The sequence below is a fragment of the Candidatus Cloacimonadota bacterium genome (assembly GCA_021734245.1).
Taxonomy (GTDB): domain Bacteria; phylum Cloacimonadota; class Cloacimonadia; order Cloacimonadales; family TCS61; genus B137-G9.
On sequence record JAIPJH010000084.1, the window covers coordinates 1 to 14,095 of the forward strand.

The 14,095-nt window shown below is 35.5% G+C and carries 10 protein-coding genes; 9 read left to right on the forward strand and 1 reads right to left on the reverse strand.

Translation table 11 applies throughout. From position 1 onward, the window contains the following. Positions 1 to 108: 108 nt before the first annotated feature. Positions 109 to 456, reverse strand: a complete 348-nt coding sequence (locus K9N40_11020) for a DUF5698 domain-containing protein (GenBank protein MCF7814998.1) — start codon at positions 454 to 456, stop codon at positions 109 to 111. Positions 457 to 642: 186 nt separating this feature from the next. Between K9N40_11020 and K9N40_11025 the strand changes: the two genes are divergently transcribed. The 9 genes from K9N40_11025 to tuf all read left to right on the forward strand — a co-directional run. Further along, a complete protein-coding gene (locus tag K9N40_11025) occupies positions 643 to 870 on the forward strand; it encodes a nucleotidyltransferase domain-containing protein (GenBank protein MCF7814999.1) in 228 nt (75 codons plus the stop codon). Positions 871 to 914: 44 nt separating this feature from the next. Further along, positions 915 to 1,250, forward strand: a complete 336-nt coding sequence (locus K9N40_11030; protein MCF7815000.1) for a DUF86 domain-containing protein — start codon at positions 915 to 917, stop codon at positions 1,248 to 1,250. 15 nt (positions 1,251 to 1,265) lie between these two features. Then, positions 1,266 to 3,890, forward strand: a complete 2,625-nt coding sequence (alaS, locus tag K9N40_11035; protein ID MCF7815001.1) for an alanine--tRNA ligase — start codon at positions 1,266 to 1,268, stop codon at positions 3,888 to 3,890. A 3-nt stretch (positions 3,891 to 3,893) separates the two neighbouring features. After that, complete coding sequence (locus K9N40_11040; protein MCF7815002.1) at positions 3,894 to 4,895, forward strand: glycosyltransferase family 9 protein; 1,002 nt, start codon at positions 3,894 to 3,896, stop codon at positions 4,893 to 4,895. A gap of 66 nt (positions 4,896 to 4,961) precedes the next feature. Next, positions 4,962 to 5,294 carry a hypothetical protein gene (locus tag K9N40_11045; GenBank protein MCF7815003.1) on the forward strand — a complete coding sequence of 111 codons (333 nt, stop codon included), beginning with the start codon at positions 4,962 to 4,964 and terminating at the stop codon, positions 5,292 to 5,294. 210 nt (positions 5,295 to 5,504) lie between these two features. Next, positions 5,505 to 9,752 (forward strand): sigma 54-interacting transcriptional regulator, encoded by a 4,248-nt coding sequence (locus K9N40_11050; protein ID MCF7815004.1) that lies wholly within the window; start codon positions 5,505 to 5,507, stop codon positions 9,750 to 9,752. 83 nt (positions 9,753 to 9,835) lie between these two features. Next, entirely contained in the window at positions 9,836 to 12,655 is a 2,820-nt protein-coding gene (locus K9N40_11055) for a DEAD/DEAH box helicase (protein ID MCF7815005.1), read from the forward strand. Next, positions 12,637 to 13,287 carry an endonuclease III domain-containing protein gene (locus K9N40_11060; GenBank protein MCF7815006.1) on the forward strand — a complete coding sequence of 217 codons (651 nt, stop codon included), beginning with the start codon at positions 12,637 to 12,639 and terminating at the stop codon, positions 13,285 to 13,287. The genes K9N40_11055 and K9N40_11060 overlap by 19 nt, the downstream gene beginning before the upstream one ends. Before the next feature lie 675 nt (positions 13,288 to 13,962). Further along, positions 13,963 to 14,095: elongation factor Tu (tuf, locus tag K9N40_11065; protein MCF7815007.1), on the forward strand; the 133-nt coding region annotated here is incomplete at its 3' end.

The window sequence follows — 14,095 nt, forward strand, 5'->3', positions numbered from 1 at the left end:
CAGGCTGCTAAAGCAAAGGCAAGAGGATTTAAAACTTTTGATTGTTTTAAAACTATTATCTTCCTTTTACTCGGAAAACTTGATTTCAGGTTGATCAATAAATGCTATTTACCCATTTAAAACTAAAAAGAGCCCTTTTTTTCTGGTAATAATTCTGATTAATGTAATTCCCATGGCCAGTTTCTGTTCGATCAGAATTCCTACGTAATTTCCTGTGGCAAATCCGGCTGCGTAAGCAATATAATTTATCGGTGAATTCATGTTCTGCATAACCTGACTGATAACAATGAGCCAGATAAGGACTTCAAAAAATCCGATAATTGGTGCCAGATAACGCATTCCTTTATTCACAAAAATGATACGTAAAGTTCCCAGAGATACATCGAAGATTCGCGATATAAAAATTAGAATTGGAAGAATATATACTAAAGATTCTTTGGTAAATATTTCCAGCATAAAAAACTCCTTAAAATAAATATTAAACTAACTTTATTGTATTTTGATTTTGATGCAATGAAAAATTATTTTTCAATCCAAAATCGAAAATCGCTTCCATCTTTTTCCTTTACATATAAACTGGATTGACAATTTCATACCCAGCAAAAGATTAAGTAAGTTGAATTATGAAGAATTGAGGATAAAATGAGTAAAAATGAAATATTATCATTCTTGCAGGAACATAAAAATGAAATTTCAAAACAATTTCGAGTAACCCGAATTGGTCTATTCGGTTCATATTCCAAAAATTTGGAAAATGATAATAGCGATATTGATATTATCGTTGAAGGTGATGAAATTGATGATGAAAAATTTAAGTTATTTCTAGAAAAGGGATTAAACAAGAAAATCGATCTGGTCAAAAAAAGATAGTTTGTATAATTTTATGAAATATCTGATCGATGAAGAGGCAATATATGTTTAAAAAAGATATTGGTTATTTGTTTGCCATCTTAAAAATGTGTGATGATTTTGAGATATATAAAAATGATTGCGGAAATCTAACTAATGAATTCAAACAAAAATACGATAAAATTGAATGGCGGAAAATTAAAGATCTCAGGAATGTGATTGTTCATGATTATATGGGTGTGGATAAAAATAAAATCAAAAAAATACTTCGGGAGAATATCCCTAAATTAATTAATGAATTACTTCATATAATAAATGATTTATTACGAAAAAATATTATTGAAAATAATCTATTAGAAGCAAGTTCGAAAGATTTTACAGTAATTAAAATTGAAAAATAGAATTTTGAGGATAGAATGATAAAAAGCAAAGAAATCAGAAAGCAGTTCATAGAATTTTTCGAAAGTAAAAAACACAAAGCAGTTCCATCTGCTCCGGTAATTCCCATCGATGATCCGACACTTCTGTTTACCAATGCCGGAATGAATCAGTTTAAAAATATTTTCCTGGGTCAGGTTGAACCGAAATATACCAGAGTAGTGGACAGCCAGAAATGCATCCGTGCCGGTGGCAAGCACAACGATCTGGATGAAGTCGGCCGCGATGGATATCACCACACATTTTTTGAAATGCTGGGAAATTGGAGTTTTGGCGATTATTATAAAAAGGAAGCAATTTCCTGGGCCTGGGAACTTTTAACCGAAATCTGGAGACTTCCCAAAGATCTGCTCTACGCCACAGTTCACGATACCGACACAGAAGCTTATGAACTCTGGAAATCGAAAACTGATATTGAGCCTTCTCATATTGAATTTCATGGTGATAAAGACAATTTCTGGGAAATGGGAAATACAGGTCCTTGCGGTCCCTGTTCGGAAATTCATATCGATCGGGGCGAGGAATTCTGTCATTTACAAAATGATCCAAACCATCAATGTAAAGTAAATGGTGACTGTCATCGCTACATTGAACTGTGGAACCTGGTTTTTATACAGTTCAATCGAGATGAAGAAGGTAAATTGCATCCGCTCAAGAATAAATACGTGGATACCGGTGCAGGATTTGAAAGGATCTGCCAGGTTTTGCAGGATAAAAATTCAAACTACGATACCGATTTGTTTATGCCGATCATCAAAGAAATTGAAAAGATTTCCGGACAAAAATATTATCAGGATGAACGGGGAACTTCGCATCGAGTTATTGCCGATCATGTTCGAGCTCTCGCTTTTGCTATTTCCGATGGTGAGATGCCTTCCAACGAAGGACGCGGCTATGTGTTGAGAAGAATTTTAAGAAGAGCTGCTCATCATGGCAGATTATTGAATTTGAAAGAACCATTTCTATTTGAACTGGTTGATGTTGTTACCAGAATTCTGGGTCATCATTATTCCGAATTGGAAGACAAACTGGTGCATACCAAATTGATCATTAAAGTAGAAGAAAAGCGGTTTAATCTTACATTAGATAAAGGTATCGAAAAATTTGAAGAGATAGTAGCAGAAATCAAAAAAAACGATGGGAAAGTAAATCTAATTCCTGGTGAAAAGGCATTTATGCTTTATGATACTTTTGGGTTTCCTCTGGATCTTACAAAGATCATGGCAGAAGGAGCAGGATTCAAAGTTGATGAAGTTAGTTTTCAGAAAGAAATGGAATTGCAGAAAGAACGTGCTCGTGATGCTAAAAAGTTCGATATGAATGAAAGTCAGGTAGAAAAATTAGGCTTACATCCATCTATTACTACCAAATTTGTTGGTTATGATAATACTAAGATCAAGACGAAAATGATCAAACATTTTGTGGATGAAGAAAAGGAAGTGATCATAGTTCTGCAAAAAACACCATTTTACGCAGAATCCGGTGGTCAAGTTGCAGATCATGGAAAAATTTTTAATGATGATTTCAAAGTAAAAATAACTGACGTTCAAAAAGAAAATGACGTATTTTTTCATTTTGGCAAAATGATCTTCGGAGAAATTGTTACCGATGAGGTTACAGCTCAAATCGATCTGGAAAGACGAAAAAGTACAGCCAGAAATCATACGGCAACTCATCTTCTGCACAAAGCTCTCCGAGAAATTCTGGGAGAGCATGTCCAGCAGAAAGGATCGTTGGTTCATCCCGATCATCTGCGTTTTGATTTTACCCATTTTAAGCAGGTCTCAAGCTCAGAACTTGATGCGATTGAAAGATCTGTGAATGCAAAAGTGCGAGAATGCCTTCCGCTTAAAACAGAAATTAAAGAAATTGAAGAAGCCAGAAAAGAAGGTGCTACAGCTCTTTTTGGAGAAAAGTATGGCGAGGAAGTCAGAGTAATTTCCATTTCAGATTATTCCAAAGAATTATGTGGTGGAACGCATCTTAATTTTACTGGTGAAATCGGGCTTTTCAAGATCACTTCGGAATCTTCTATTGCTTCTGGAATCCGCAGAATTGAAGCAATAAGCGGTCTTCAAGCCGAAAAATATGTAAAAGTTCTGGAAGATGAAGTTGATGAAATTGGACGTCACCTGAATGCACCTTCCGATTCGATTTTAGATAAATTGCAGAAAATAATTTCAGAAAATAAAAAATTGCACATTCAGCTTAAAAGTATTCGAGTAAAATCTGCCGGAAATGCTCTGGATAATATTATTGCAGATTCTCAGGAAATAAATGGCGTGAAACTGGTTGTAACCAAAGTTAACATTCCCAATCCCGGAATGATGCGTCAGCTGGGTGATCAGCTCAAAGATAAATTGAAATCTGGTATCGGTGTGCTGTTTGCTGAAGTTGATGGAAAGGTTTCTATTCTCTGTATTGTTACCAAAGACCTGATCAAACAATATCATGCAGGAAAGATCGTGGGAAAAGTTGCTGAACTTGTTGGTGGTAGTGGCGGCGGCAGACCAGACATGGCAATGGCTGGCGGAAAAGATGCTGATAAAATTAACGAAGCGATGAAGCAGGTTAAAGAGATAATCGGAAGGTTCGGTGTTTAATAGATGTACAATCGAATTCTCATTATACGCTTGAGTTCTCTGGGAGATGTTGTTCTCACTCAGCCTGTAACAGCTGTTTTAAAGAAACGCTTTCCAAAGGCAGAAATACATTTCATCACAAAAAAAGCTTATTTACCTGTGGTGGAATGCTTTAATTGTGTAGATAAAGTTTACATCTGGGAAGAATATAAATCATATTCCAAATTGAGAAAGCTGGCAAAACAAAAGTTTGATCTGGTAATTGATCTACATAACAAATTCAATACTTTCCTTATAAAGAAGGTTGTTCATGGCAAAAAAACGATAACTTACAATAAGCAGCATCGACTTCGCAGGAAAATTATTAAGCAGAAAACTGATAAAGTTATAAAATCAACTGTTGATCTATACTTTTCAGCACTCAGGAAAATTGGTATTGAATCTGTATTTGATAATCCTATTTTATATCCAAATGAAAAACTTTCCAATGATTTTACTGGCAAAATAAAAAGTGAAAAAATAAAGTTGGCAATCTTTCCAGGTGCCCTTCATAAAACAAAACAATATCCAGTAGATCTATTGTTAGAAGTAATAAATAAGTTGAATGATAAATATCAAATTTTCCTATCAGGATCGAAATCAGAAAAAGATTTAGCTAAAAAAATTGTAAACAAAGTTAATAAATCAGTGTACGATTTGACAGGTGAATTGACAATTTCCGAAATGCTAACATTTCTTTCCATAATGGATGTCATTATTTCCAATGATAGCGGTCCAATGCACATTGCGGCTGCTTTAAACAAAAATCAGATAGCAATTTTTGGAGCAACACATCCCAAACTCGGTTTTGCTCCGCTAAACAATAAAGCAATCGTTCTAAAAGCTGATCTACACTGCCAGCCATGCTCTTTGCATGGTGGTTCTATCTGTCCAAAATTACATTTTAATTGCATGAAAATGATTGAACCGGAACAAATTATGCATTATTTAAACAAAGTGATTTTGGATAGAAGTTCAAGAAATTAGTTCTTGACACATAAAAGAGAAATTGATTTTAAAGAAATAGTTACATAAGTAACAGGGAGTGAGTTTATGAAAAAAATTTATATTTTACTGATTATTCTTTTAGCTTTCTCGATTGCTTTTGCTGAAGATGGTATCGTTTTGAAAGCTACATATACGGGGCATGGTAATTGCTGGTTGATAAACTTAAGTATAGATAAAGCTTTAAATGAAGAACTGGCTATCTGGTATCCAAATGAACTTGGTGGAGAACAAAAAGTACGAGTTTTGTATGATCTTCCTTTAGAACCTGGTGTTTACACTTTTTATTGGGATGGTCTGGATGATGAAGGTAACAGATTGCAATATAGAATAAATCAAAATGTTCGCTATAGAAATGGTAAAGTTGTAATGTTGAAGTAGTATAAAATAAAATCCTTTAAGCCCTTTGCTTTTACGCAAGGGGCTTTTTCTATTTCTTATTAGTACTAAATTATATTTAGAAAATTATCTTACTTTTTTATTACGATGTAAGAAAATTGTAACTTTTTTTTACACCAATAAAACTTTGTTGACAAAAATAAGCTAGCTTCGTTTTTTTTGTACCTTGATATTTTTTTAAGGGGTTAGGGTATGAATGATAAGGTAGAAGAGCTTTTATCGAACTTGATTACAGAAGATCTTTCTCTTATTCATAACATTATAGATAAGCTTCAATCCGAGAAAAGCAAGATTATTGAAGTCGTTGGTGAATCCGGATCCGGAAAATCAATAATTTTTCGTAAATTGTTAGAAAATCTCCCCAAAGCTGATATAGATTTTAAATATTATATTCCTGCCAGATTTCGTTTTAATCATTTCTGGGATATTGTTCAATACATTGTTGATATTTCAAGAGAAGAATTCGATACATTGATACAAGATGCAGAACAATTCGACATCATCCGAAAATATGACTTTTTCTACTATATTACTGAAAAATTGACAGAAAAAAAACTATTTAAACCTCAGAATATTATAATTTATGAGATTCGTTCTTTAGATCAATATTGCCTTGATTTTATTCAATATTTAGTAAATTATTCAGAAAAGATTCCAATACAATTTGTTGTTTTTTCTCAGAATCAGACTATTCCTTTCTCCGAAAAAATGGAAATAGCCACACCTTCTGAAGAAGATATTCGACAAATTTTACTGAAGCTTTATCCCAATAATAAAGAAGAGTTTTATTCTGAAAGTGAAATTTTAAATAATATTTCAAAAAATAATTTAGGAATTCTCACTCATATACTTTCCAGCGTAACCGAAAATAAAAAAAAGCTCGATCTTTCTGCATTTCTGGATAAAAAAGTTCAAATCGAAAAGATCTATAAAACTCAATTTGATGGTTTATCGGAAAAGCAACAACAAATCCTTTTTAGAATTTTGCTGCTTGATACTTTGAGCAATAAAGAAAAATTGAAGAATATTTACGGTAAGACTGCATTTACAAAAGATTTAAATGAGCTTGTAAAACAGCGTCTTATTATGGATTTGGATGGAAGGTACATGACCAAAAAAGGTCATTTGGCAAAAGAAATCTTCTTGAAATTTCCAGATAAAAAGCAGAGAGAGATTTATGAACCAATATTGGACCTGATGTCTGAAGAATCGAGAAATGATCTTCTTGCTTCCATAAATGTGCTCGATTCAAAATCGTTGAACAAGATCATAAACAGGGTTAAAGATCTTCGAGATTACAAAGTAGTGATAAAATTATACAATTTTCTATTAGAACTTTCAAAAGATTCAAACGATAAAGTGATGATCCTTACCAGTTTGGGAGATGCAAATCGTAATCTTTCCAACTATGAAAATGCTGCAGAATATTATCGCAGAGCCCTCAAAATCTGCGCCGATAAATCTTTACCAGCCGATGACATTGTTTACAAACTGGCAAAATGTTTGAATAATGTTGGCTCCTCAGCTTTTGCTTTGGAGATCCTGAAGAAATATACCCACGATTCCAAAAATGAGTATTTGAAATGTAAAGTTGTGCTTCTAAAAGCAGAAATCCTTATTGAAATGGAAGACTTTGATGAAGCTTTGGAAAGCACTTCGGAAGCTTCTCATCTTGCCGATCATTTAAGAGATGCAATTTTGAGATTGAAAATAAAAGCTGAAGCGAAAAAGATTCGTGGAAAGATCTATTATTATTCCAACGATTGGAGTAAAGCTGAGCAGGAATTTGTCGATTCCGAAAAACTTTTTATGAAACTCGATGACAAAGAAGGTCTGGCAGCAATTTATAATAATCTGGGTATTTTGGAATTATTCCATGGTGATATTAATTCGGCGGAAATACTTTATATGAAGAGTTTGCAACATGAGCAAGACAGATACAATCTTCTTGGAATATCGGTTTGTTACAGTAACCTGGGATATCTTTTTGATGATCGCAGTGATTATAAAAAAGCACTACATTATCTGAATGAAGCCCTGAAGATCCAGAAGCTTTTGAACGACAGAAACAGCATGACCTTTATTTATATTAATATCGGTGTAACTTACATGGATAACGGCAAATACAAAAAAGCTGATGAAGCTTTCCACAAATCTCTGGAAATTGCTATTGAATTTAATCTTTATAAAAATGTAATTGCAGCCTACAACAATTTAGGTGCACTTTATTTCCGTTCCGGCGATTTTACGAAAGCGATAGATTATTATGAACAGGCAATAAAACGTGCGAAGGAATATAATTTTTCCGAAGGGATGTGCCAGTCTTATAATAATTTGGGCGAACTTTTCGAAAAAAGAGGTGAATTCAATCTGGCTTTCGATTTCTATTCCAAAGCTAAAGAACTTCTACCAATGATCGCTGATGAATTCATTAAGGCAGAACTTTATGGAAACCTGGGAAGTGTGCTCACACAACTACATAAATTCAAGGAAGCTTATGCATATTTAGTAGAAAGTTTCGACTATTTTAAAGGGATTGAACATCGCGATAAAATTTTGGAAGGTGCTCAAAATCATGCAATTTACTTTATTCTTACCCGCAATTTGGAAAGTGCAAATTACTATTTAGATCAAGCTTTAAAGATCGCCGAAGAATCGGAGAATGATTTTCAGATTGGGAAAGGTTATTACATAAAAGCACTCATCGATAAAGAAGATATCGATCTTGCCTTGGAACATCTGAAAAAAGCGACTGAGAAATTCGTGAAGACCAACAGCGATTTTGAACTGACTCTGGCAAATTATGAATATGCTGCCCTTCTTCTGGAAAAAGAAGATTGGGAGCAGGCATTGCAGATTCTTACTGATAATCGTAAATTGATCCGAAAATTTGAAGCAATAAAGTTCCTGGAAAAGAATGATGTTCTTATTCAAAAAATAAACACAAAATATGAAAAAGAACTCAAAGAATCTAAACATCAGGAATCTTTGCTGAATAAATTTTATGAGATCACGCAGCACCTTAATGCAATTACCGATTTCGATGTTTTGCTGGAAGCTGCCCTCGATCAGTTGGTAGATTTTGCTGAAGCCGACGGTGGAGTTTTTGCACTCTACAATAATAAATTGGTAAAAGATTCCTGGGAGTATCTGATTTTAAACAATTTCTCCAATCAGGATAATGATTTTCCCAAGGTGATGGATGTCGTCCAATCCACTTTTTCGGAAGCGAAAAGTCAAAATCATAAGCAGCCGCATTTTGCTCCCAAATTCAATAACATCATTTCCTATCCGCTTTCGGTACGAAACGACCACAAAGGCGTGATCTGTCTTTTTACCAAGCGCAGCTCCCACTATTTCACCGAAAAAATGTATAATCTGATCAGTGCACTTTGCAATCAGATTGTGGTTATTGTAGAAAATATTTCCTACCAGAATCTGCAAAAGACTAACGAAGGAATTCGAGAAGAATTAGCTGCTTCCAGCACGTTTACAAATATAATTGGAAAGAGTGAGAAAATTCAGGAAATCTTCCGCATGGTCGAAAAAATTAAAAATGCACCAACCACAGTTTTACTGGAAGGTTCCAGCGGAACAGGGAAAGAATTGATTGCCCGGGCGATACATTATAACAGCAACCGTCGTAATAAACAATTCGTAGCTCAATATTGCGGTGCTCTTCCTGAAACACTTTTGGAAAGCGAACTTTTCGGTCACGCTAAAGGCTCTTTTACAGGTGCTACTCACGATAAAAAAGGGCTTTTTGAAGTTGCTGACGGCGGTACTTTCTTCCTTGATGAAATTGCCGATATCAGTCTTTCCACTCAAGCAAAACTTCTGCGTTTTCTGCAGGAAGGTGAAATTAAACGAGTTGGTTCCACTATCACTCAGAAAGTCGATGTTCGTGTGATCTGTGCTACCAATGTTTCGCTGCGCGATAAAGTGGAAAAAGGCGAATTCCGATTAGATCTTTTCTATCGTTTGAATGTGATCCGCATCGAAGTTCCCTCGCTGGCTCAGAGAAAATCTGACATTCCACTTCTGGCAGTTCACTTCTTAGATAAATACTGCCGAAGACTTGATAAAAATGTAAAAGGTATAACTGAAGAAGCTATGAAGTATTTGATGAACTACGACTGGCCGGGAAATATCAGGCAATTGGAAAATGAGATAGAGCGCGCTGTAACGCTTTCTGAACCAGACTCTTCAATTCGTTCAGCCGATCTTTCCGAAGAGATTTTCCGCTTCCAGGATAACCAGGAAACCGTTAATCTGCTGGAAAAAAGAAGCTTGAAAGATGCTGTGGAAGATTTGGAGAAACAGATGATCGTGAATGTGCTGAACGAAGTGGATTGGAATCAAACTCAGGCTGCCAAAAAACTTGGGCTCAGTCGTCAGGGACTCATCAAAAAACTACAGCGCTACAAATTGGAAAGATAAAGGAATTTGAACCTTGGCAAGGTTTTAGAATCTTAAATGCTTTTTCATTATTAGAGATTATTGGTATTTACGGGTATAATTAAATGAAAGACCTGATTAATTTTGTAGCTTTAGACATCGAGACGACCGGTTTCGATTTTATCGACAATGAAATAATTGAAATAGGTGCTGTTCGCTATAAAGGCAGTGAAGAAACTGAACGTTTCTCGGTGTTTATAAAACCCAAAAAACCAGTTCCACAATTCATTAAACAGCTTACACACATTTCCGATGAACAGCTGGCAACTGGCGAAAACCTGGAAGATGCTCTTGCCAGGCTTCTGGAATTTCTGGGAACCGATATTGTTGTTTGCCACAATGTTTATTTCGATATTGGATTCTTGAATGCCAAATATGAAAAACTTGGTTTTCCCAAACTATCCAACCAAACTATCGACACTCTCACTCTAGCCAGAATTTATTTACCTTTCATTCAAAATCATAAATTAGGAACTGTTGCCGAATATTTCAATATTGATCTTTCCAATTCTCATCGTGCCATTTTCGATGCCAAAGCAACAGCGGGTATTTTAGTCGAACTCCTGCAATTCATCGATGAAAATATTCCGCTCAGCATCAATCATAGGCTTCTTGATATTGCAGTTTCTCTGCGATCAATGTTAGGATTGGTTTATCTTTTGGAAAAGATCGTAAATGAGCAAAAGAAAACTGCTCTGCTTTCCAAAAAACAATCGAAAATCGATTTTCATAATCGGAATTACATTGAAAATAAACCGGAAAAAATAGCTGATGTTTCCATTGACGATGTATTTGGAAATAACGGACTTTTTGCCAAACATTTCGATAAATACGAATCGCGGCAAGGTCAGATCGACATGGCAGATGCAATTCTACAAAAATATATGCTGAGCGAATTTTTGCTGGTGGAAGCTGGAACAGGTGTGGGAAAATCATTGGCTTATCTCATTCCATCTATCATATTTTCCAATCAGAACGATAATAAAAAGATCATCATTTCCACCAATACAAAAAATCTTCAGGAGCAGCTTTTTTATAAAGATCTTCCTGCTGTCAGCAAATCAGTAAATCTTCCCTTCAAAGCTACCTTATTAAAAGGAAGACGAAACTATCTTTGCACCAAAAAGTGGCTGGAAGTCAGCATGGATATGGAAAGAATGCTTTCTTATTCTGAAATGCGATCTTTCATGAATTTGCTGGTGTGGAAGGAATTTACCCAGACGGGCGATATTTCTGAAAATACTTCTTTTGATCCTAATCGCGAAGCAAGTTTGTGGAAGAAAATTTCGGCGGATTCTTTTGTTTGCCGCAAACGGCGCTGTCCTCATTTTAAGCAGTGTTTCCTGATGAACATTCGCAGCAAAGCGGAAGAATCGAATTTGGTTATCATCAATCATCACTTGCTGCTGGCAGATATGACCAGCGAATTTGCAGCTTTGGGAGAATATGAATATCTTATCATCGATGAAGCGCATAATTTGCCGCAGCTGGCTCAGGTGGAACTGGGAACAGCAATTTCATTTCCGGAAGTAAGTAATTTCTTTTCATCGCTATTTGTTGCGCGCAAAAAATTTCAGCACGGTGTTTTGGTGAGCTTGAAAACTGCAGCTGTTAAAAGTAACTTTGGACGGAAAAGTGATTTTATTGAACAAATCGATAAAACCATCCAATTGATCGATGATAATAAGGAACTGTTTGAAAAATTCTTTATGGAGATTCGTCAGACTGTCGAGAAAAAAGGCAGCTATGGAAAATTGCGCATCAAGGATTCCGATGATCATCCTTTCTTATCGGATTATCTCAGCAAGATCATCAATTTCTGGGCAGAACTTTCCCGCTCATTTCTACCGATTTTCGAGATTCTTTCCAAAGTAAGTAAACAAAGGTTTATAGATCATTCGCAGAATATGGAAATCTTGGAAAGTATTCAACAGCGCATTGCTGACTACCATATTTTACTTTCCACATATTTCAATCCGAATCTGAAAGATTTTGCTTATTGGATGGAAGTTTTTCCTACTTCCGACCTGAAATATCCCTCCGGATTTTTGTGCTATTGTCCTTTGGATGTCAGCACGATTTTCCAGGCAAAATTATTTGAAAGTATGAGATCGATCATTTTTACTTCTGCCACAATTGCCATCAGGGATAAATTTAAATATTTTTCCAATCGTATGGGTTTGGATTTGCTGGAAGAAGGATTTGTGCAGGAATTGGTTGTTCAGTCTCCTTTCGACTATAAAAAGCAGTCGCTGGTTCTGGTTGCCGGTTTCCTGCCCGATCCCAAAGATCGATTCTTCAGCAGTCAATGTCTGGATATTATTCGTCGCAGCATCGAAGTTTCCAAAGCAGGAACAATGGTGTTGTTTACGGCCTACAAAAATTTGAATGAAGCTTATGAAGAGCTTTCCGATGAATTTTCAGCAAATGATATTCTACTTATGGCTCAGGGAAAAGGAATGTCAAGATCGGCGATGCTGAAGGAATTTCGCAAACATCGCAGTTCGGTTCTATTGGGAACGAACTCATTCTGGGAAGGCGTAGATGTTCCCGGTGAATCTCTGGAACTTTTGATTTTGCAGAAACTTCCTTTCATGGTGCCTTCCGAACCGATCGTAGAAGCATACCTGGAAAAACTGCAGGCTGAGGGGAAAGACAGCTTTATGCATTTTATGTTGCCCAATTCTCTGCTCAAATATCGCCAGGGTTTTGGAAGGCTGATCCGGCATAAAACAGATCGCGGAGTGGTGCTGGTTCTGGATAATAGAATTATGACAAAACGCTATGGACAATTTTTCAAAGATACCGTTCCTGCCAATACTCACATTGCTATGAATGACCTGGAAGTTTACGATTATCTGACGAAATGGTTCAAGAAAATTTAGAACAAATTTATAGCTTATTATTTTCTCATTTTGGATTTCAAAACTGGTGGCCCGGCGAAACAAAAGATGAGATAATTATCGGAGCGATCCTCACCCAAAGTGTAAGCTGGCAAAATGTGGAAAAAGCAATTCAAAACCTTAAAAGTGAAAATCTCTGTAATCTTTTTGCAATACACCAAGCAGAGCTTGGAAAGATTGCAAAACTCATCGAACCAACCTTTTATTTCAATCAGAAAGCTTTGAAGCTGAAAAATTTTACAGAAATGTTTTATGAAAAATTCAGAGGAAATTTTGATAAACTATTTGCCTTAGATTTAATCGACATGCGATCTGAATTTCTCGATTTAAACGGAATTGGACCAGAAACTGCCGATTCGATAATTTTGTACGCAGCCGAAAAGCCGATCTTCGTTGTAGATGCATACACAAAAAGGATTTTCAGTCGACTTGGCTATGTAATAGAAAAATGGAAATATCAAGAGATTCAAGATTTTTTCATGAAGAATCTTCCACACAAAGTTGGGCTATTCAAAGATTTGCATGCTCAAATTGTGAAGTTGGGAAAGGAATATTGCAGAAAGAGAAATCCTGTATGTGATGTTTGTCCTCTTGGCAAGATGTGTAAATATTGAGTTTGTCATTCTGAAGTTTCATACACGCTGTTCTTGGGAAGAATTTCTTTTGTTTTGAGTTTGTTCAAACGTCTCGATTGAACTTAATGTTTTATTATGATCGTACTCGATCATTCCTCATTGATATTTTCGAGACGAAAATAATAAACTAAGGGACTCCACAAGACGTGAAGTTCAACGAATCTCAATTTGGAAATTGGACATTCCGTGTTGCTAAATGGATATTCATATTTCATCAAAAAAGCAGAGAGAAGTCCTCAATATGACTGCGTTTGCAGTCGTTTCTCGTTCCCAGACTCCCGTTTGGGAATGATGTTTTAAGCAAAACTCCTGATTTGCTACAAACTCGTACTTCGTTCACAAGTCAAGTTTGCATCAACTTTCCGAAACCAACAAATAAAAATTTGCGAGAGAAGGTTTCGTAAAGGTAAAACGAGAATAAATCTGAGTCTATTTAACTCAAGGCTAACTTGTTAAAAATAAAAAAATTACGGAAAAAATAAAAATTGTTTGACATCTAAACCTTTAAATTGATTTTGGCAATTCCTTATAGATAAGGATGGCTTACAGATGATGTAAGTTATTAGAAATTAAGGTAGCTAAATAAAAAAAAGTAGTAAGCTACTGTAAAGCCAAACCTGCAGAGACAGGTTTTTAGATCTTTTAGGAGGAGAAATGGCTAAAGCAAAATTTGTAAGAAGTAAACCCCATGTAAACATAGGAACAATCGGACATGTTGACCATGGAAAGACGACTCTTACAGCGGCTATTACGCTTTACCTCAGCAAAACAGGTGCAGCCGAATTTC

Excerpts from the sequence above, each read along its gene's own strand:
- K9N40_11020 (MCF7814998.1), bottom strand. The coding sequence starts at position 456 with ATGCTGGAAATATTTACCAAAGAATCTTTAGTATATATTCTTCCAATT.
- K9N40_11025 (MCF7814999.1), top strand. The coding sequence starts at position 643 with ATGAGTAAAAATGAAATATTATCATTCTTGCAGGAACATAAAAATGAA.
- K9N40_11030 (MCF7815000.1), top strand. The coding sequence starts at position 915 with ATGTTTAAAAAAGATATTGGTTATTTGTTTGCCATCTTAAAAATGTGT.
- alaS (MCF7815001.1), top strand. The coding sequence starts at position 1,266 with ATGATAAAAAGCAAAGAAATCAGAAAGCAGTTCATAGAATTTTTCGAA.
- K9N40_11040 (MCF7815002.1), top strand. The coding sequence starts at position 3,894 with ATGTACAATCGAATTCTCATTATACGCTTGAGTTCTCTGGGAGATGTT.
- K9N40_11045 (MCF7815003.1), top strand. The coding sequence starts at position 4,962 with ATGAAAAAAATTTATATTTTACTGATTATTCTTTTAGCTTTCTCGATT.
- K9N40_11050 (MCF7815004.1), top strand. The coding sequence starts at position 5,505 with ATGAATGATAAGGTAGAAGAGCTTTTATCGAACTTGATTACAGAAGAT.
- K9N40_11055 (MCF7815005.1), top strand. The coding sequence starts at position 9,836 with ATGAAAGACCTGATTAATTTTGTAGCTTTAGACATCGAGACGACCGGT.
- K9N40_11060 (MCF7815006.1), top strand. The coding sequence starts at position 12,637 with ATGGTTCAAGAAAATTTAGAACAAATTTATAGCTTATTATTTTCTCAT.